At 31.9% G+C, this 19,806-nt stretch carries 18 protein-coding genes; 16 read left to right on the top strand and 2 right to left on the bottom strand.

The features are described from left to right. Positions 1–154: 154 nt before the first annotated feature. Positions 155–838: a MurR/RpiR family transcriptional regulator gene (locus tag J2Z60_RS08365; protein WP_209687242.1), complete on the bottom strand. Its 684-nt coding sequence runs from the start codon at positions 836–838 to the stop codon at positions 155–157. 36 nt (positions 839–874) lie between these two features. On the opposite strand from J2Z60_RS08365, the gene J2Z60_RS08360 reads away from it, so the two are divergent. The 16 genes from J2Z60_RS08360 (at position 875) to J2Z60_RS08285 (ending at position 18,865) form a co-directional block, all read left to right on the top strand. Beyond that, a complete protein-coding gene (locus J2Z60_RS08360) occupies positions 875–1,525 on the top strand; it encodes an AAA family ATPase (protein WP_209687241.1) in 651 nt (216 codons plus the stop codon). 38 nt (positions 1,526–1,563) lie between these two features. Beyond that, positions 1,564–2,895, top strand: a complete 1,332-nt coding sequence (locus J2Z60_RS08355) for a PTS sugar transporter subunit IIC (protein WP_209687240.1) — start codon at positions 1,564–1,566, stop codon at positions 2,893–2,895. 362 nt (positions 2,896–3,257) lie between these two features. Continuing rightward, positions 3,258–4,250 (top strand): LacI family DNA-binding transcriptional regulator, encoded by a 993-nt coding sequence (locus J2Z60_RS08350; RefSeq protein WP_209687239.1) that lies wholly within the window; start codon positions 3,258–3,260, stop codon positions 4,248–4,250. Between the two features lie 13 nt (positions 4,251–4,263). Beyond that, positions 4,264–5,223 (top strand): dihydrodipicolinate synthase family protein, encoded by a 960-nt coding sequence (locus J2Z60_RS08345; RefSeq protein WP_209687238.1) that lies wholly within the window; start codon positions 4,264–4,266, stop codon positions 5,221–5,223. A 79-nt stretch (positions 5,224–5,302) separates the two neighbouring features. Beyond that, positions 5,303–6,685, top strand: coding sequence for a sodium:solute symporter family protein (locus tag J2Z60_RS08340; RefSeq protein WP_209687237.1), 1,383 nt, complete (start codon positions 5,303–5,305; stop codon positions 6,683–6,685). After that, positions 6,686–7,069 carry a family 1 glycosylhydrolase gene (locus J2Z60_RS08335; protein ID WP_209687252.1) on the top strand — a complete coding sequence of 128 codons (384 nt, stop codon included), beginning with the start codon at positions 6,686–6,688 and terminating at the stop codon, positions 7,067–7,069. It begins immediately after the preceding gene. A 307-nt stretch (positions 7,070–7,376) separates the two neighbouring features. Further along, entirely contained in the window at positions 7,377–9,047 is a 1,671-nt protein-coding gene (locus J2Z60_RS08330; protein ID WP_209687236.1) for an alpha-glucosidase, read from the top strand. A 23-nt stretch (positions 9,048–9,070) separates the two neighbouring features. Next, positions 9,071–10,408 (top strand): SLC45 family MFS transporter, encoded by a 1,338-nt coding sequence (locus J2Z60_RS08325; protein ID WP_245328769.1) that lies wholly within the window; start codon positions 9,071–9,073, stop codon positions 10,406–10,408. A 71-nt stretch (positions 10,409–10,479) separates the two neighbouring features. Continuing rightward, entirely contained in the window at positions 10,480–11,490 is a 1,011-nt protein-coding gene (locus J2Z60_RS08320; RefSeq protein WP_209687234.1) for a LacI family DNA-binding transcriptional regulator, read from the top strand. Between the two features lie 872 nt (positions 11,491–12,362). Continuing rightward, complete coding sequence (locus tag J2Z60_RS08315; RefSeq protein WP_209687233.1) at positions 12,363–14,411, top strand: PTS sugar transporter subunit IIA; 2,049 nt, start codon at positions 12,363–12,365, stop codon at positions 14,409–14,411. Beyond that, complete coding sequence (locus J2Z60_RS08310) at positions 14,411–15,028, top strand: bifunctional 4-hydroxy-2-oxoglutarate aldolase/2-dehydro-3-deoxy-phosphogluconate aldolase (RefSeq protein WP_209687232.1); 618 nt, start codon at positions 14,411–14,413, stop codon at positions 15,026–15,028. The genes J2Z60_RS08315 and J2Z60_RS08310 overlap by 1 nt, the downstream gene beginning before the upstream one ends. A 13-nt stretch (positions 15,029–15,041) precedes the next feature. Then, positions 15,042–15,512 (top strand): PTS sugar transporter subunit IIA, encoded by a 471-nt coding sequence (locus J2Z60_RS08305; RefSeq protein WP_209687231.1) that lies wholly within the window; start codon positions 15,042–15,044, stop codon positions 15,510–15,512. A 1-nt stretch (position 15,513) separates the two neighbouring features. Then, positions 15,514–15,804: a PTS sugar transporter subunit IIB gene (locus J2Z60_RS08300; protein WP_209687230.1), complete on the top strand. Its 291-nt coding sequence runs from the start codon at positions 15,514–15,516 to the stop codon at positions 15,802–15,804. A gap of 24 nt (positions 15,805–15,828) precedes the next feature. After that, the gene (locus J2Z60_RS08295; RefSeq protein WP_209687229.1) at positions 15,829–17,223 is read left to right on the top strand and encodes a PTS galactitol transporter subunit IIC; all 1,395 of its coding nucleotides are present in this window, start codon (positions 15,829–15,831) and stop codon (positions 17,221–17,223) included. Between the two features lie 20 nt (positions 17,224–17,243). Beyond that, positions 17,244–18,389, top strand: a complete 1,146-nt coding sequence (gene dgoD, locus J2Z60_RS08290) for a galactonate dehydratase (protein ID WP_209687228.1) — start codon at positions 17,244–17,246, stop codon at positions 18,387–18,389. A 23-nt stretch (positions 18,390–18,412) separates the two neighbouring features. Next, the gene (locus tag J2Z60_RS08285; protein WP_209687227.1) at positions 18,413–18,865 is read left to right on the top strand and encodes a hypothetical protein; all 453 of its coding nucleotides are present in this window, start codon (positions 18,413–18,415) and stop codon (positions 18,863–18,865) included. A 127-nt stretch (positions 18,866–18,992) separates the two neighbouring features. Here J2Z60_RS08285 and J2Z60_RS08280 read toward each other — a convergent pair whose 3' ends face one another. Continuing rightward, positions 18,993–19,742 (bottom strand): MurR/RpiR family transcriptional regulator, encoded by a 750-nt coding sequence (locus J2Z60_RS08280; protein WP_209687226.1) that lies wholly within the window; start codon positions 19,740–19,742, stop codon positions 18,993–18,995. Positions 19,743–19,806: the final 64 nt, after the last annotated feature.

Here is a 19,806-nt window from a genome sequence, read left to right as displayed (position 1 = left end):
TAATAAGTAAAACATTGTAGATTATTACTACAAATTGAAATAGTCACCGTATCAAAAACATGTTCACGAAAAAATGAACATGTTTTTTTGATACCCAAAAGTATTTATAAATCAATTGCGTTCAGCTAATATAAAAAGTGTCAAGAGCGAGCGCTTACTCAGACATAAAAGTACTCATTAATAATTCAAAATAAATGAGTGTTAGACCAAAAAACAGCTGAGGGTAATGTTTATCAAACGAAGCTGGAGTGAATGTGTCGGTGCTAATTGTTAAGATAGAATTTTTAGCAATTGTTGAGTTACTATTACCTACGAATGAAATAACATCGTGATTATTTTCTTTAGCATTCCTGCATAATTCACTTAATCGTTTGGTTTCACCGGAGTTGCTAATAATGATAATTAAGGTATCTTGATGCTTACGTAGCATTTCCAAGTGTGAATTAGAAGTGCAACGAAAGCCATTCAAGTTAAGATACTCACTCATATAGTTAGCAATGTTCTCAGAATAACCATTGCCCAATATCATGATCATTGAGTTTCTATGCTTATTCATTAACTCAGTAAAGGTCTGGATGTAAGACTCTACTTTTAAGTCGTCTTCCAGGTTATTAGAAAAGTCGAGTGTGTCAGTCATTAAGAACACTAATTCTGAATAGCCTGAAAGCTTCATCTTTTTACAAGTCTTCACAATAAAGCCAGGAGAAGTAAATGTTTGTTTAGCTAATTGACGGATACCAATATCTTTTAATTTTAGACGATGTTCATACATATAATTGAGTAATTTAATCTCGTCATTAGTTAATTGATATTTTTCGCTGATAGTTTGGATATTCATTGTAAATCTCCTTTATATTTAGAAGAAGGACTCATTATGTCAGAAAAAGATGTTAAGAAGAATGAAATCAAAGAAGAAAATGAATTTTTAGCTGATCCATGGGCAAGAACCAAAACTCGTAACGGTTTAGCTGCTGATGAAGTCATTTCTGCTCTTCAGAAATCAATCAGAAAAGGTAAAGAAAGAGCTGCTGCTGAATTCGCTTATGAAATGTATATTTCTTCACCACAAATGGAAGAGAAATTATGGCGTCGCTTACAAGCAATTTCTGTTGAAGATGTTGGTATGGGGAATCCCCAAGCACCTATTCTAATTAATAGTTTAAACCAAATGCGTAAGAATTTTGCGTACAATGAGCCTGATCGTGCCATGATGTTTGTTCATGCAATTAGATATCTATGTGAATCTACTAAGGATCGTTCTTCTGATTTACTTAAGAATATCATTATTAAGAACTTTGCTCTAGGTTATGTACCAACAATTCCTGATTATGCCTTAGATAAGCACACTACTCGTGGTAATAAGATGGGACGCGGTAGTATGCACTTCCTTGAAGTAGATTCAAAGGTAACTCCACAATTAAAAGTTGATAATAATTATTGGCAAGAATATCACGATATTAGAGAAAACTGGGATGACAGCAAGGTAATTCCAACAGCATTCAAGTTTAATCCATATCAAGTCTAATTAAAATATATATTTAGTAAGGGATAAGGTGATATCTTATGGCTGAAAAGACTGCTAAAAAAGATACACTGATTACTAAACTGGATAAAGTTTTAACGCCTGTTGGACAAAAACTTGGAAACGAAAAGCACTTACAAGCTATTTCTAATGGTATGCTTTTCGGACTACCATTTTTGGTAATTGGTTCATTCTTCTTAATTATTGCTAATCCACCAATTAACATTGATCGATATAATCCGCATACTGCTAATTTCTTTATGAAAATTATGGCAGGTTGGAAGTATTGGGCTGTTGCAAATTATTCTGCAATTACACAACCATTCAATATGACAATGGGTATTTTCGGTGTAATTTGTGCGTTTGGTATTGGTTATGAACTAAGTAAAAACTACAAACGTTTGAATGCAGCTACTGATGGTATGATTTCAATGGCTGTTTATATGATGGTGACTACTCAAGTGACTAAGAATAATAACATCAATTTAAATTACTTGGGTACTAACGGTATGTTTGTTGCCATTATTATTGGTTTACTTTCTGTTGAAGTAACTCGCTTCATTGAAAGAAGACATTGGCAATTAAAGTTACCAGATTCTATTCCTCCAATGGTAGCAACATTTATTAATTCTCTCATACCGTTGCTGGCTAATATTATTGTATTTTATGGTACTAATTTAATTGTTGTTGTTTTAACACACAGTGATTTTCCAACTTTTGTTTTAAAAATTTTAACTCCCGCAACTGCTCTAGCAAATAATTTATGGGGATTTATCTTAATTGTTACTTTAGGTAACTTGCTCTGGTTAATTGGTGTTAATGGTAGTAATGTGATTTTTCCAATAGTATTCGCTGTAGGCATTGCTGAAAGTGGTGCTAATGCGGCTCTAGTTGCTAAAGGACTACCACCAACTCATTTGATGAATTTACAAATGTTTAGAATCGCTGTTTTAGGCGGTTCGGGTAATACTATCGCATTGATTTTATTAATGATGCGCAGTAAAGTTGAAAAATTCCGTACCCTAGGCAAGTTAGCTATAATTCCTGGAATTTGTAGTATTAATGAACCAATAATTTTTGGTGTTCCAATATGCTTTAACCCAATTTGGGGTATACCATTCTTAATTTCTCCGATTATAAATTTAATTTTGACTTATTTAGCTGAGGAATATCATTTGATTGGAATGGGATATATCGTTGATCCATCATTTACCCCATATTTCGCTCAGGCGTATATGTGTTCGATGGATTGGAGAAATATTATTTTTTGGACGTTGTTGATTATTATTGGTGTATTTATTTACTTGCCATTCTTCAGAGTTGCAGAAAAGAATGAATTAGAGCAAGCTACTAGGTTAAAGATAGCCGAATAAACATAAAGACATTATCTTATACAATATTTGAGATAATGTCTTTTTTGATATTTGTCGATTCAGATTTATTTGACAATACCAGTTATTCAGAGATTGAGAGTAAAAATAATAAAAAGATCATAAAATTATTTTTATTGGTATAATGGATGCTTTTAAGACATTTGTTGATATGAAATAGTGAGTAGCCATTTAATGCTAAATTCGATATCACAAATGATAGTAAAAGTTATGCAAAAAATTGCAGAAATCGTCAGATTTGTAGAAAGTTAAATGGATAATGGTTATAGTAGTAATTGTAAAGAACAGGTAAGCGCTTACTAATAAATTCTTTACTAATATCTAATTTTGAAAGTTGGTATATTATGGCAACACTTAAGGATATTGCAAAACTAGCACATGTAAATGTAAGTACGGTATCAAGAGCATTAAATAATTCGCCTTATGTAAATGCAGAAACCAAAAAAGTAATACTAAGTGTTGCAGAAAAGTTAAGTTATAACCCTAATGTAATTGAAAAAGCTTTAAATAAGGGGAAGTTCCATTCATTAGGAATAATAGTTCCGAATGTTCAAATGACTGTTTTTATGGACTTCATCCAAAAGGCTGAAGTTCAAGCGGCTGTTATGAATTATGATATTATCGTTGCTATGTCGGATGATGATAGTGAAAAAGAACGCCATTTATTAAATAGGATGAGATACGGCCTAGTAGATGGAATTCTAATTGCTTCTACAGGAGAAAACAATAAACTGTTGGAAGATATAAACGTTAGTGGAATACCTATAACTCAAATTTTTCGTAATGTAGATTCTAAATTAGATAGTGTGTCCGTAAATTATAAACAAAGTGTAAAGATAGCGATTCAAGCTTTAACTGAATCTGGTATTAATGAAATAGGCTTTATAAATGGACCAATAAAAGATATCTCTTATAACGATAAATACGTTGAATTCGCTAAACAGACTATTAAACAAAAACTTATTAGTCATATCAAGAATCCAACTATTTATCCTAAATCTTTTATCGAATTGGGGCATGATTATGCTCAACAAATATTAACAGAGTTTCCCAATACTAAAGGATTTTTAGTTGCTAACGATCCTGAAGTTATTGGTGTTCTACAGTATTTAGAAGAGCAAAATTTAACAATACCAGACGATATAAAAATAATCAGTTTAGCTGGCTGTTCAATTAGCAATTTGTTGCAGAAGGTAAGCGCAACTACGTTACCTATAAATCAATTATCAGTACAAGCATTGAGCTTAACTATTGCAAAAGCAGAAAAAATTGAAGAGTCTATTAACCCTAAAAAGATCATTTTAAATACTAAGTTTGTTGATCGCAAAACGTGTTAATGGAGATTTAAAGATGACTAAGCAAAAGAATTTTAAGACAATTTTCCCAGCAATTTCAGTACCAATGAATGAAGATGGAACTATCAAGGAAGAAGAATACAGAAGATACTTACGTTGGTTGGCATCATTTTATGATGATGGCATTCAAGGAATTGTTACTAATGGTCATACTGGTGAAATTACTGCTTTAAACAGAGAAGAGAGAAAACGTGTTACTCAAATCACTACTGAAGAAGTAGGAGATAAAATGACAATCGTTTCTGGTGTAAGCAGCGAAAATACCAGAGAAGCAATTCAATTTGCCAAGGATGCTAAAGAAGCCGGTGCAGATGGTATCTTATTAATGCCACCTCATATGTGGTTAAGATTTGGTATGAATCCTAAGTCACCATTTGAATGGGTTAAGGATATTGCTGAAGGAGCAGATATTGATATTATTATTCACCTTTATCCAGCAACTACAAAAGCGTTTTATCCATTAGATACTTTAATTAAGATGTGTACTGAAATTCCTCATGTAAAGGCTATTAAGATGGGTACACGTGTACAATCAGTTTATGAGGAAGAGGTTCGTACATTAAGACAAAAATCTCCAGATACTGCTTTATTAACGTGTCATGATGAAACTATTTGTGATTCACTATTTCCAGGTATGGATGGAGCAGTTTTAGGTTTTGCAGGCTGTATTCCAGAACTTATTTGTAAAGCATTTAAGACATATAGAGAGGGAACTTGTCAAGATTTGCACGAGGTTGATAATAAGATTTTTCCAGTTGAAAGAGCAATCTACCGTGGTGGACAGCCATCTGGTGAAGCTCATGCTCGTTTAAAGCAAGTTCTTGTAGATCGTGGAGTATTTGATAGCGCAGTAATGCGTAAGCCAGTTTTACCATTGACTGAAGATAGTAAGACTACTATTGCAGAAGGTGTAAAAGCAAGTGGACTATCAAAAGTTGATATGAGTAAATTTTAGTGCATTAGTACATATATAAACAAAAGGAGGCACAACCATTTAATATTTTATGGCTGCGCCTTTTTTGGAGGATAAAATCATGACTTTTCTAACAGGAACCACATCTATTATTGTACTCATATGCGTTGCCCTATACATAATTGTTACTGCTTGGCTAAGTTATAAATGGAGCGGAAAATCTAATTCTGACTTTATGCAAGGTGGTAAGAGTATTCCATTTATAGTTGTTGCAGTGATGTTATTTTCAAATTATAACGGAATAATGGCTGTGATAGGAACTGCTCAACGTGCGTTTGTATCTGGAATTGCAGCTAGCTGGTCAATAATTGCAGCAGCTATAGGTTTTATTTTATATGGCTTAATTTTTGTAAAGAAACTTTATAGAACTGGAAGCTTTACAATTTCTGGTGCTATAAGACAAAAATATGGCCCTTCAACTCAGATTATTGTTAGTCTAATAATGATCTATGCAATGGTCATGTTAAATCTTAATTCATATTTTAGCGGTGCTAGTGTTTTGCATGAAATATTAGGGACCAACTTACAAGTTTCTATGATCTTAATAGCTGTTGTAAGTACTATTTATTACAGTATAGGTGGTATGAAAAGTGTTGCTAAAATAACAGTTATTCATACTATTATGAAATACTTAGCAGTTATTATAATAGCTGTAGTAGCTTGGAAAATGGTGGGTAATATACAATTAGTATCTCAGAAATTACCTAGTTTTTATTTCTCAGTAACTGGTCATATTGGATGGGGAACTATAATTGGGTGGATTTTAACGTCAATCGGGGCAATTTTTTCAACACAATTTATTGAGCAAGCCATTGCTTCAGCTAAGGATGAAAAAGATGCTCAAAAATCTACCTTTTATGCAGCTGGTATGGTTATACCATTTGGTCTTGCCCTCGGCTTAATTGGAGTATTATCAAGATATTTATTTCCTAAAATTAACGCTTTATATGCTCTGCCAGTATTTTTGGGACATATGAACATTATACTAATAGTAATTTGTTCAATAGGGTTACTGGCAAGCGTATTTATTGGAATTAGCGCATGTTCGTTAGCCATAGTAGCCTTAATTATGAATGATTTATATATTCCATATTTTAATCCTTCGCAAGAAAAACAATTGAGAGTAACGCATATTCTTTCAATTATAGTGGGTCTATTTCCGTTAATATTTATGTTCATAACGCCTAATATCTTAGCATTATCTTTTTTCGCTAAAGCTTTAAGAGTAGCAATTGCTATAGTAGCAGTGATTGCATTTTACTTGCCACAATTTAAGAGTACTATTAGTGCTAATGTTGCACTGATTGTTACTACTGTTTTAACTACTGTATGGTATCTTTTAGGAAATCCATTTGGAATTAATGACACTTATATTGCGTTGTTAACACCAATTGTTGTAATGTTTGTTGGTAGATTAATAAAAAGTTGTAAATTAGTGTCTTAAATAATTTTATTCGTTTCAAAGGAGTCAAGAAGATTAGTATTTTTAAATGATATATATGATTGCTATCAAATTCCAATACTAATTGTTGAAAATGGCTTAGGTCAAAAAGATAAAATAGAAAATGGTCAGATAAATGATGGGTATAGAATTGCTTACTTAAGCAAGCATCTTGAACAACTTGAAAAGGCTATTGAAGATGGAGTGGATGTTTTCGGATATTGCTCTTGGAGTGCAACCGACTTGATCGCGCTATCTATAGGAAGTATTGATAAAAGGTATGGCTTTATTTATATAGATGTAGATAATGTGGGTAAGGGTAGCTTTAAAAGGATTCCTAAAAAATCGTTTTATTGGTATAAGGATTTTATAAAACAACATAGCTGATGCATGTGCTAGGCATATTAATTTAACGATGAGCTATTATTTTTCGGAATTATAGCTCATTATTTTTATTGGCTTTAAAGATATGTTTTCTATTAAAAATCAAATATTATCAATTATTTAAATCAGTTTCAATAAAACTGATTTTTATTATGTTTTAAGTGCAACAAGAGAATCATATAAGTAAATACTAAGGTACTTTTATAAGATTTGTTGAGAAAGATGTTGACATCTTTTATGAAAGCGTGTACATTAATTGTGTAAGTTTTTGCACAAACGTTTGTGTATTTTCTATAATGGAGGAAACAATATGACAAAGTGGTGGCAGAACAAAGTTATTTATCAAGTTTATCCATCGAGTTTTCAAGACTCTAACAATGATGGTATAGGAGATTTGAATGGAATAACTAGTCGGTTAGATTACTTACACAAATTGGGTATTGATATTTTATGGCTTAGTCCAATTTATGAATCTCCACAAGTAGATAATGGTTATGATATTTCAAATTATCGTGCCATTAATCCAGATTATGGAACCATGGAAGATTTTGATAAGTTGCAAAAGAAAGCTCACTCTTTGGGTATAAAGATAATGATGGATTTGGTCGTTAACCATACATCAGATCAGCATGAGCTTTTTAAAGAGTCAAAATCGAGCAAAGATAATAAGTATAGGGATTTCTATATTTGGCGTGATGGTAAAAATGGAAAAGAACCAAATAATTGGGAATCATTTTTTACGGGTTCGGCATGGAAGTACGATAAAGAGACTGATCAGTATTATCTTCATTTATTTGCACCGGAGCAACCAGATTTAAACTGGGAAAATCCTAAAGTTCGCGAGTCTGTTTACGATATGATGAATTGGTGGGTTTCTAAGGGTGTAGATGGTTTTAGAATGGATGTTATTAACTACATTTCTAAACCACAAAGTTTACCAGACGGAAAGAAAGCCGAAGGTGTCAAGTATGCCAATCCAGAGCCATTAGTTGCAAATGGACCACGAATTCATGAATTTTTACAAGAAATGAATAAAAATGTTTTGCATGGTAAAAATCTAGTTACAGTTGGTGAAACACCAGCTGTAACAACAGATGAAGCTTTAAAATATGCTAATTTAGATGATTCTGAATTGAATATGGTCTTCCAGTTCGAACATATGGGATTAGACACGGATCCAGTTATGGGAAGATGGACAGATGGAAAAGCTAAATTATCAGACTTAAGAGCTAATTTTAGTAAATGGCAAGAAAAACTTCATGGTAAAGCATGGAACTCACTTTATTGGAATAATCATGATCAGCCGCGTGTAGTATCACGCTTTGGAAATGATTCTAATGAGGAAAAACGAGTTTTGAGTGCTAAAATGCTTGCCACAATGTTACATTTCCAGCAAGGTACTCCATTCATTTTTCAAGGTGAAGAAATTGGAATGACCAATGCTTATTTTGATAAGTTGGAGGATTATGTTGATCTAGATTCAATTAATGCTTATCATCAAATTGTTGATGAAGAACACAAAATTGATAGCAAAACTATGTTGAAATATTTGGGATTGCATAGCCGTGATAATGCTAGAACACCAATGCAGTGGAATAGTAGTGAATACGCTGGCTTTTCAAAAAAACAGCCTTGGGAAAAAGTTAATAGTAACTACAAAGAAATCAATGTTGAAAAAGCACTAGCAGATAAAAATTCGATTTTCTATTACTATCAAAAATTGATTAAATTAAGACATGAATTACCAGTAATAACAGATGGTGAATATGCTGTCGTTCCTGGAAATGAAAAAGATGAAAATATTTTTGCTTACACTCGTAAAGATAAAGATACGACGCTACTTATCTTATTGAATTATGCTGATAAAACATTACAGCATAAATATAAGATTCCAAGTGATTCTGAAATTATTATTAGTAACTACTCTGATGAAGAAAAGGGTATATTACGACCATACGAGGCTAAAGTATATAAATATTAATATGTCTTATGAGGAGTACAAATATGGCAAAGGATGATAAAAAGGTAAGTAATTTACCAGATTTGTCGAAGAAAACAATTATGGCAATGACGTTTGGAGCTTTAGGAGTAAATATGGCCTTTACTCTACAAGGTGCACAAATGAGTCGAATTACACAAACTATAGGGGTTGACCCTAATCAACTGGGCTGGTTTTTCTTATTGCCTCCATTATTAGGTATGTTAGTTCAGCCATGGCTAGGAAAATCATCGGATGGTACCTGGACAAGATTTGGTCGTAGAATGCCATATCTATTAGTTGGTGCACCAATTACTGTTGTTGTAATGATTATGCTACCATTTACTGGTTCATTTGGGTTTGGATATGGTTCATTAGCAGCATTGGCATATGCTGCAATCGCAATTGCCTTAATGGATTTGTTCTCTAACGTTTGTTTAGCGCCATTTAGAATGATTGCAGGAGATATGGTTAATGACAAACAAAAGAATAAAGTATGGTCTTGGCAACAGATCTTTAGTTATGCTGGAGGGATACTGGCTGCAATACTCCCTTACTTATTAGAAAAAATAGGAGTACTAAATACTGCACCTAAAGGTGTAATTCCGCAAACAGTAATTTGGGCTTACTTAATAGGGGCTGCAGCACTGTTGATATCAACTATGGTAACGGTATTCAATGTAAAAGAATATGATCCTGAAACATATGCTAAATATCACAACATTGAAAAGAGTGAGCAAAAAGAAAAAGCTCCAAGTATGTGGCAATTACTAAAGACAGCTCCACGTTCATTCTGGGAACTATCAGTTGTGCAACTCTTTAGTTGGATTGGTATTATGTACACTTGGACTTATGCAACAGGTGCTATGGCTAAAAATATTTGGCATACAACTGATCCGACTTCTGCAGGCTTTCAAGCTGCCGGTAACTGGTATGGAGTTATGACTGCATTTTACAGTATTGCTGCTTTACTTTGGGGATTATTCTATGCTAAAACAAAGGCAAACCAAAGGAAGTTGTGGTATGGTGTTGGGTTATTTGCAGATGCAATTAGTATTATTATAGTAGCTACAACAAATAATCAATGGGTTGCATTGTTAGCTTTTGCTCTTTATGGAATAGGTAACTTTACAATAAATACTTTACCATTCACTATCCTAACCTCATCATTACACGGGCGCAATGAGGGAGCATACCTAGGATTATTTAATATATTTGTATGTATGCCACAAATTATTGGATCCTTGCTAAGCTTTTGGTTATTCCCGTTACTAGGTAATAGTCAATCAATGATGATGATAATAGGATTTGTTTCAATGCTAGTTGGTACATTATCAGTATTATTAATTCACGAAGGTGAATAACACGAGATAAGGTTGAGAAATCAGCCTTATTTTTTTATAATTAATTTAAATATATGGAAGAGGATTATGTTTTGGTTACTATCAAGGATATAGCGCGAGAAGCAGATGTAAGCCCTTCAACAGTTTCTCGAGTTCTAAGTAATAAAAAGGATTTTTTTAATCCCGCTACTGCAGCTAAAGTTCGAAAAATTGCGAAGAAGTTAGGTTATCGAAAAAATACACTAGCTGCAAATTTAGTTAAAAAGAAAAATAACATTATTGTAGTAGTAATTAGCTCTGTAGAAACTAATTTTTCAGATCAAATCATTAAAGGGATTCAATCTGAAGCGCAGGGTATAGGATACGACATAATGTATATGTATACTCACACTACAAATGAAGAAGAACATAAACATATTCTTGAAACGTTAATTTCTAGACAAATAAGTGGAATTTTATTTGTGTCTGTAATATTAGAAAAAGAAAATATTACTTTACTTGATGCCGCAAAAATACCATATATATTTGTATCAATTAAGCCAGATAATGAACATATGGTTATTGGATCTGATGATCAAGAAATAGGTTATTTAGCTACAAAGTATTTAATAAACTTAGGCCATAAAATAATCGGACTTGCAGGCGTAGATGCTTATCCATATGCAGGATTTAGTAGAATTAAGGGCTATCAACGTGCTTTAGATGAATTTGGCATTGAAGCAAACGAAAAATATATTTTTTATGGTGATTATAGCTATAATTCAGGGAGCCAAGCTATAAAATATTATCATGAAAATTTTTCAAGCTTAACCGGTATAGTTGCAGCAAGTGATTCTTGTGCTACAGGTATTTTGAATTATGCTTATGACCATAAAATAAAAATTCCAGAAGAATATTCGATTATTACCATAGATGGAACCAATTTGTGTAATATTACTAGACCTCGATTAACTAGTGTAACGCAAAATTTTCGAAAAATGGGATCTCTAGGTGTGAGGAAATTGATAAAACTAATGGAAGGAAAAGTAAATACAAAAAATAAATCTATTTTTGTTCCTGTTAAAATTGATGTCAGAAGTAGCACAGCAAGGTTAACAAGATAATGTCAATTAAGAATTTATTTAATTAAGAAAAGTCCTAAAGTAGGAGATGAATAGATAATGCATAATGATACTTATCTATTCATCTCTTTTTCTTTTACGGAGCTAAGCAAGACAGTTAGCACTCTATTGGGACAGTCAAGGCTTTGGGTTACTATATAAAAGGTTCAAAATGGCAAGCTTGATTGGTCTAGTGGTGAAGATGAAGTTCGCAAGCTTACCCCAACTCAAGTTGATTAGTTAATAAAAATCTTCGCCATCCAACCTAAAATAAATGATGCTCAAGGTCGAGATTTCTATTGAAATCTGGGCTTTTTCTGGTAGCTCTGTTTTTATAAGGACAAAATTATTCCAGACTAATCAGCTAAGATTATTGCACACACTATCTTATCAAAAATACGTTCTAAAGGTGCCAACTTATCGCTAAGAAGATGATTGGAAGCATCTTAGAAGCTTATTTACCGTGAGCAGAATAAATTCAGGGAAACTGTAAATAAACTACTAGCAAATGAAACCCGATCCTACCCACCATAGTTAGAACCGGGTTTTTAGATACTCTGTTATGATACGTGATACGCTTACGATAAAAACTTCAAAATTAGAATAAGAGTTTTAAAATCATTTAATAAAAATTGAAGAGCTGATACATTGGAATTTAAAACTCATGTGTATTAACTCTTTTATATTATAAATTTTCAATATTTACTTTTATTTTCTGACAATTACAAGATACCGTTGACTAACAATAACGTATCTATTCATAATTCTACAAATTTTGTATTGTTATCAATGTCTATAATACACTTTTTGAAATGAAAAGGCATACATGGCGCAAAAAAGTAATGTAACATTATGAATGAAAGGGGAGATTAAATGTGAACGATAGAATTCAAAAAATAATATCCCTTTTTCTTGAGAAACCAAATATAAAGATTACGGAGATGATGCAAGAGTTATCGCTAACTAAGAGACAAATTAATTATGCAATTAATATTATTAATCAGAAATTGTATGACAATGGATTTTCACTGATAAAACATCATAGAGACGGTAGTTTTTCTTATCCAAATGAGTTAAAACTTTTCTTACTAAAGCCTAAAAAGTATAGCACAGATAATACTTATTCTGATAAAGAAAGAGTGACTATGATTGTATTTTATCTTATTGCAAATAATAAATATGTCTCATTAGATCATTTAGTCAACTTTTTACAATATAGTAAAACAACTGTTTTGCAAGATATTAAATCTGCAGAAGCTGAAGTTAAAAAATATAATCTGGGTATTATCTATGATAGGACTAAGGGTTATTCATTAAAGGGTGACGAGCAAGATATTTTTTTAATGATGACCAATTTGATTTTACAGAATAGAAAGTTATTAACTAGTGATTTAGCGTCAGAAGTCATTGGCAATCCAAAGGTAGAGAAAAAAGCCATTTTAATCATCATTGAATTTGAGCAAAAATTTAAGATGACTTTTTCTGATAAGTACTTTGAAGTTTTAAAAACTATAATTCAGCTTATTTATATTAGAACCACCCATAAAAAAGATATAGGAATACAAGTAGATTCCTTTATTGAAAGAACAGCAGAATATAAGTATCTGAAACAATTGTCATTGCTTAAAGATACAAGCGATATAGGGATAAAGTGGATAGCCTTAGAAATATTATCATCTAATGTATACGATAAGGCTACATCATCTTTTAATTATGAAGAACTAAAGATCAATGACTTTATTGACCAAATGATCATTAGTTTTGAAGCTAAAACATTGGTGAAGATTCAAGATAAAGAGAATTTTGAACAAAGATTATTGAATCATTTGAGACCAGCATGCTATAGAGTTAAATATCATATTTATGGTATTGATCATATTGAAGTAAAAAATGATGATCATAAGTTTCTAATAGCAATTATAAAAGAACTTATTAAACCTTTAGAAAAGTGGATAGGACAAAAATTTCCAGACTATGAAATTCAACTCTTAACTTATTACTTTGGATATCAGTTAGTTAACGGATTAGACAATGTTTCATCACTTATACCAAAGTATAAAGCTGTTGTTGTATGTTCTAATGGAATAATGATGTCTAGTATTCTAATTCGAAATTTAAAAGAATTATTTCCAGAATTAAACTTTCTTTTTACTCTTTCTGCTAGAGAATTTGAAAATTCAGAACAAAATTTTGATGTAGTTTTTACAACTATACCATTAAAGACCAAATGTCGGCAATACATCGTAAAGCTAAATATAGATTATTCAGAAAAAATCAGCTTAAGATATAGAGTTTTAAATGAATTAGGAATTGAAAAGACAGACTTAAAAGTTCAGAAATTATTAAAACTAATTTCTAAATATGCTGATGTTTACGATAGTGAGTCCTTAAAAAATGATATGGAAAAATTATTGATTTCTAATCATTCAACAGTTAGCGATAATAACCAAAAAGATAATCTTCCAAATCTACTTGAGTTTATACATCCTGAATATATTAGAGTAGTTAACCAGAAAATCATTGATTGGCATACTGCTTTAACAACAGCCTTGCAACCACTTAAGGATGCTAAAAAAGTTAAAGATAGTTATTATCAAGAACTAGAAAAACAAATTGATACTCCTTATAATTACAGCTTTTTAGGTCAGTATATGGCGATACCTCATTCTTCCCCAGAAAAAGGTGTTATTGATGATGGATTTTCTTTACTTATTTCTAAAAGTCCGATCTTCTTACCATATGGAAAACAAGCCAGAATAATAGCCCCCATAGCAGTTCTTAATCATGAGAGATCTAAAAAAGCGATTAATCAATTGGCAATGCTTGCAACAAATGAGATTGTTATTCAGAGATTAATCAACTCGAAAGATTCAAAAGAAGCGTATAAAATTTTAAAAAAATATATTCAAGAAAGGAGTAAATAATGCAGATAGGAAAATATCCTAGATACACTATTATAATGCGAGAATACTCACTTGATGAATCTCGCTCAATACTTAAAGCTTTAAAAGGTTTAGAAAATGAATTTGCAGTTGAAATAACTATGAATACTGTTGGCGCAACCGATATTATAAAAAAACTAAATGATGAGTTTGGTGAAAAAATAATTATTGGTGCAGGTACAGTTTTAAATTTCGATAGTGAGGTTAGAGCTATAAATTCAGGAGCTAAATTTATTTTAAGTGCATGTACCTTTGATAAAAAAATGATAGATTATGCAAAAGAACACAATGTTTTAACTATACCAGGTGCGATGACTCCTACGGAAATTTATAGTCAACTATCTTTGGGTGCCGATATTGTTAAAGTGTTTCCAGCTAATACTGTTGGAGCTGATTATTTTAAAAACATATTTGGTCCATTAAATGGAATTAGGTTAATGGCAGTTGGTGGTATATCTAAAAGTAACGCAGAATCTTTTTTTAAAAATGGAGTTAGATATTTAGGAATAGGTTCGGGTGCTTTTAATAAGGAAGATGTTAGAAACATGGATATTTCAAAATTGCATCAGTCATTAATTGACTTGGTACATATTTCTTAGAGAGGCAGTTATTATGGAACAAATCAATTTAGATGACAGATTATTCTTTAGAAACTGTTCCTTTAATTCTAGTAATGAAGTCGAAAGTTTTTTGTCAGATCAATTATTTAAGTATGGATATGTCAAAAAAGAATATAAAAATGCAATTTTGAAGCGAGAAAAAGAATTTCCTACGGGCTTACCATCTTCATCACCAGCCATTGCAATTCCTCATGCAGATACTAATTTAGTAAATAAAACTACAATTGCGGTACTAACTTTAGATAAAGCTGTTACTTTTAAAAATATGGCTGTTATTAATGAAAATGTAGATGTTCAAATAGTTATTATGCTAGCTCTATCTGAACCACATAGTCAAGTTGAGATGCTTCAAAAAATTGTTGAAATTGTTCAAAGCGAAAACTTGAGACGGAAGATTTGTAATACGAATAGTAATCAAGAATTAATAAGTTTAATAAAAAAAGAATTACAGGGAGAAATTTAAAATGTCAAAGAAGATTTTAGTAGCTTGCGGTAATGGAATTGCAACTTCTACAGTTGTTGCAACAAAAATTAAAAAATATTTAGCTGAGGAGGGCATAGATGCTGAAACGACTCAAACTAGATTGACAGAAGTAACTGGTAAGGTAGCAAGTTATGACTTACTGGTAACCACTGGTCAATTTAGTGGTCAGACACATGGAGTGCCTTATGTTTTAGGGATGTCATTGCTCACAGGTATTGGAGCAGATGAGACTTTAAAGAAGATAAAGGAAGTCTTAATGCAAAACAGTTAGTTGGATTCTTGTGGAGGAATAACTATGTGGATACAAGTCGGTAAGATATTTATGGATGGCTTCCAATTTATTATTAATTGTGGGGCCACTGTAATGTTACCAATAATTATTACGATAGTTGGTTTAATATTTGGTCTTAAAATTACAACAGCGTTTAAGTCTGGATTAACTTTAGGTATCGGTTTTGCGGGGATTAAATTAGTTTTAGACTTTATGACTACTAACATTGGTCCTGCCGCAAAAGCCATGGTAGAAAGAACGCATGTTCATCTTGATGCTTTGGATGTTGGATGGGGCTCAATAGCAGCTATAACTTGGGCTTCACCAATTATTGCTATTCTAATTTTTGTGATTTTAGCTATTAATATTATTTTGTTAATTTTAAAGGCCACACATACATTAGATGTTGATATTTGGAACTACCACCATATGGCCATTGTTGGTATTATGGTTTACTTCGTGACTAAGAATGTTTTTCTAGGAGTTGGAGCTGCAGCGGTTATGGCTGTATTAACATTTAAAATGTCTGACTGGTCTCAACCTATGGTTGAAAAATTTTTCCAGATGCCTGGAGTTTCTTTACCAACTGTTTCAGCCTTATCAAGTTTAGTGATAGCAGTTCCTTTAAACTGGTTATTAGATAAAATTCCTCTTTTTAGAAAATCAAAATTTAGTATTAGAGATGCACAAAAATATTTAGGATTTTTTGGGGATTCTATGATTATGGGCCTTTTGATAGGGCTAGCTATTGGTGCATTGGCTGGATATGATTTGCAGCGTGTCCTTCAATTAGGAGTAAGCATGTCAGCTGTTTTAGTATTAATTCCAAAAATGACAGCAATGTTTATGGAAGGATTGATGCCTATTTCCGAATCAGCACAAAAATGGTCACAAAAGAAATTTAAAGGCCGCAAGTTATTTATTGGATTAGATGCAGCTGTAATAGTTGGTAATCCTGATGTTATCACTACGGCACTTATCATAATTCCTTTAACTATTGCAATGGCAATTGTTTTGCCAGGGAATAGGGTGCTGCCGTTCGCTGATTTAGCCGTTGTTCCATTTAGAGTTGCAATGGTTGTTGCATTAACTAATGGTAATTTACTAAAGAATATCATTATAGGGTTAGTTGTTACTGCCTCCCTATTATGGTGCGGCTCTGCAACTTCTCCAGTTTTAACAGCTATAGCAAAATCAGTAGGTATTAAATTAACTACTGGTGGTAGTTTATTAATCTCATCATTTGCTTCAACAGCTATGATTCAAAGTTTTATCGTATATTTTGCATTTACTTTCCATCCGATTATTAGTATTCCAATTTTACTAATTGTAATCGCAGGCATTTGGTATTACTTCGATAAAGTAAAGCATATTAATAAAGATACTGAAGATGAAGAGAAAGCTCTTAAAGAAAGTTAATTATAGATAAGGATATTTAAATGAAGATTTCTGATTTTATTATTTATAAAGTAAAACCACGTTGGATTTTTATAAAAATAAATACTGATGAAGGTATTTCTGGCTGGGGCGAAATGGTTTCTGGGACTAAAACAGAAACTGTAGTAGCTGGTGCTAAAGAAATGGGGAATAGAATTATTGGAGAGAATCCCTTTGAGATTGAGCGAATCTGGCAAAGATTGCATAGATCGTTTTTTAGAGGAGGTCCAATTAATGGAACTGTCATTTCAGGAATAGAAATGGCACTTTGGGATATAAAGGGTAAAGCTCTGAATGTACCTGTTTATGAATTATTAGGAGGAGCAGCTCGTGATAAGTTGAAAGTTTATTCCTGGATTGGTGGAGATCGCCCATCCGATGTTGTAAAAATGGCTCAAGAAAGATGGAATAAAGGCTTTAGAGCTGTCAAAATGAATGCAACTTCTGAATTACACTATATTGATTCTTTCGAAAAAGTTGAGGCTGCAATTGAAAGAGTAGCTTCAATTAGAGAAAGATTCGGCAATGAGATGCAGATAGGAATAGATTTTCATGGACGTGTTCATAAAGCAATGGCTAAAGTATTAGCTAAAGAATTGGAACCATATCATCCAATGTTTATTGAGGAACCTGTTTTGCCAGAAAATTGGGAGAGTTTTGAAACTATAGCAAATGAAGTTTCTACGCCAATTGCAACAGGTGAAAGACTTTATACCCGTTGGGAATTTAAGCGTTTATTTGACCAAGGAGCAGTTGATATTGTACAACCAGATATTTCACTTTGTGGCGGTCTTTTAGAGGAGAGAAAGATTGCAGCTATGGCTGAAGCATATGATATGGCAGTTGCCCCTCATGCTCCATATGGACCAGTTGCTTTAGCAGCTACATTCCAAGTAGATGCATGTACTCCAAACGTATTTATCCAGGAACAAAGTTTAGGTATTCACTATAATCAAGGGTTTGACTTACTTGATTTTGTGAAAAATAAGGAAATATTCCAGTATAAAGATAGTTTTGTTGATATTCCGGATAAACCTGGTCTTGGTATTGAAATGGATGAAGATAAGATAAAAGATGTAGCGCAAGAAGGTCTGGTATGGACTAATCCTGCTTGGAAAAATTATGATGGAACAATTGCAGAATGGTAATTAGTTATTAAAAAGGACTATTCATGGAAGAAGTAGTTGCAATTGTCATCTTTATCCTGCTAATGATGGGTATACAAATAGCAAAATTAAGAAAAATAGTTATTTATGCTAAATTTAACTATATTAAAATGATCATGTCAGTAGTTATATCTAGTGGAATAATTATATTTTTTTGGACAGACAATATAGTACGATTAATAGAATTAATTGCAGTTGCAATATTAGTCTTATTTGTAGGGATTATTCCTGAAGGACTTGGAAAAAAGCAGGTTATTAAATTTGGCATTATAGATGGTAAATTTAATATCTACAAAAGTATTGAATTAAGGCCATTAAAAGACCAAAAGTACACTAGAATAGACTTTTTGATGAAATCTAATAGATGTACATCCATAATAGTAAAAGATAACATTATGAATATTAAGCGATTTTTTCAACGAAACAATCAAATTAGAAATAAAATAGTTGTTAAATAGCGCAAATATATTCTCATATAGTATTAATAGAAGTCTGTAATAATATAAAAGCACAGTTCAATTTTGTGACTGTGCTTTTTCCATGTAATAAATTAAAGTAGTGCCTTCAATTTAAGTATAGTTTATTTTAATGATTTAATTTGCTTTCATATACTAGTTGCCCTATTAGCTCGACAAAAATCGAAGGAATAGATTGAGCGTCAAAAGGCATCTTTTGAGATAATTGAATTCCAGGTAAGACAATAGTGTTTTTAAAAAGACGTTTCAATTGTGCATTTTTATTCATAGTTATCAGATAAGAATTAGAACATTGTGATATAGCCTCTCCCCAAAAGTCTTCATAATGTGTAATAGCACCAGTTATAGAAAAGACAATAATGGTAGAATCTTTTGTTGAATTGACTAAAAGGTGCTCACCTTTAGTGTAGTCATCAGCGTAATAGGTTCTAAGTCCTAAATCTTGTAATTCTAATGCAAGTAAGTGAGCAGGAATACTAGAAAAATATATACCTAAAGAATAGTTAGGATGATTGTCTAACAATGAATCTACTAGATTGTTTAATACTCGTTTATTCAGATTTTTAAAGTTATCGATAACTTCTTTGTATCCATTAACATAAATAGAAGAAAATGATCCTTTAGAACTATCCTTTTGCTTAAGTCCGCTTAAAAAAGCATATTTAAAGTCTTTATATCCTTTATATCCAATTTTTCGAAAATATCTTTGGGCAGAAGCGATTGAAGTACCAGCGTTAGCAGCTAGCTTATTAATAGTTAACATTTCAATTTTATTGGGATTATTCTCAATATAGAGTTTTACTAGATTTTCTGATTCTGAAAAGTTGCTGTTAAATTTTAAATTATTATCAAATTTCATAATTTTTCCCTACTTTCATTGTTAATTTTAACATTAATTAGATATTTTTATCAATTAGTATTTG

Source organism: Lactobacillus colini, from assembly GCF_017874575.1.
Classification (GTDB): domain Bacteria; phylum Bacillota; class Bacilli; order Lactobacillales; family Lactobacillaceae; genus Lactobacillus; species Lactobacillus colini.
The sequence above is the reverse complement of the archived record's forward strand: the minus strand, read 5'-3'. Positions and strand labels throughout refer to the sequence as shown.

Coding starts and splice junctions, on each gene's coding strand:
- J2Z60_RS08365 (WP_209687242.1), bottom strand. CDS start 838: ATGAATATCCAAACTATCAGCGAAAAATATCAATTAACTAATGACGAG.
- J2Z60_RS08360 (WP_209687241.1), top strand. CDS start 875: ATGTCAGAAAAAGATGTTAAGAAGAATGAAATCAAAGAAGAAAATGAA.
- J2Z60_RS08355 (WP_209687240.1), top strand. CDS start 1,564: ATGGCTGAAAAGACTGCTAAAAAAGATACACTGATTACTAAACTGGAT.
- J2Z60_RS08350 (WP_209687239.1), top strand. CDS start 3,258: ATGGCAACACTTAAGGATATTGCAAAACTAGCACATGTAAATGTAAGT.
- J2Z60_RS08345 (WP_209687238.1), top strand. CDS start 4,264: ATGACTAAGCAAAAGAATTTTAAGACAATTTTCCCAGCAATTTCAGTA.
- J2Z60_RS08340 (WP_209687237.1), top strand. CDS start 5,303: ATGACTTTTCTAACAGGAACCACATCTATTATTGTACTCATATGCGTT.
- J2Z60_RS08330 (WP_209687236.1), top strand. CDS start 7,377: ATGACAAAGTGGTGGCAGAACAAAGTTATTTATCAAGTTTATCCATCG.
- J2Z60_RS08325 (WP_245328769.1), top strand. CDS start 9,071: ATGGCAAAGGATGATAAAAAGGTAAGTAATTTACCAGATTTGTCGAAG.
- J2Z60_RS08310 (WP_209687232.1), top strand. CDS start 14,411: ATGCAGATAGGAAAATATCCTAGATACACTATTATAATGCGAGAATAC.
- J2Z60_RS08305 (WP_209687231.1), top strand. CDS start 15,042: ATGGAACAAATCAATTTAGATGACAGATTATTCTTTAGAAACTGTTCC.
- J2Z60_RS08300 (WP_209687230.1), top strand. CDS start 15,514: ATGTCAAAGAAGATTTTAGTAGCTTGCGGTAATGGAATTGCAACTTCT.
- J2Z60_RS08295 (WP_209687229.1), top strand. CDS start 15,829: ATGTGGATACAAGTCGGTAAGATATTTATGGATGGCTTCCAATTTATT.
- dgoD (WP_209687228.1), top strand. CDS start 17,244: ATGAAGATTTCTGATTTTATTATTTATAAAGTAAAACCACGTTGGATT.
- J2Z60_RS08285 (WP_209687227.1), top strand. CDS start 18,413: ATGGAAGAAGTAGTTGCAATTGTCATCTTTATCCTGCTAATGATGGGT.
- J2Z60_RS08280 (WP_209687226.1), bottom strand. CDS start 19,742: ATGAAATTTGATAATAATTTAAAATTTAACAGCAACTTTTCAGAATCA.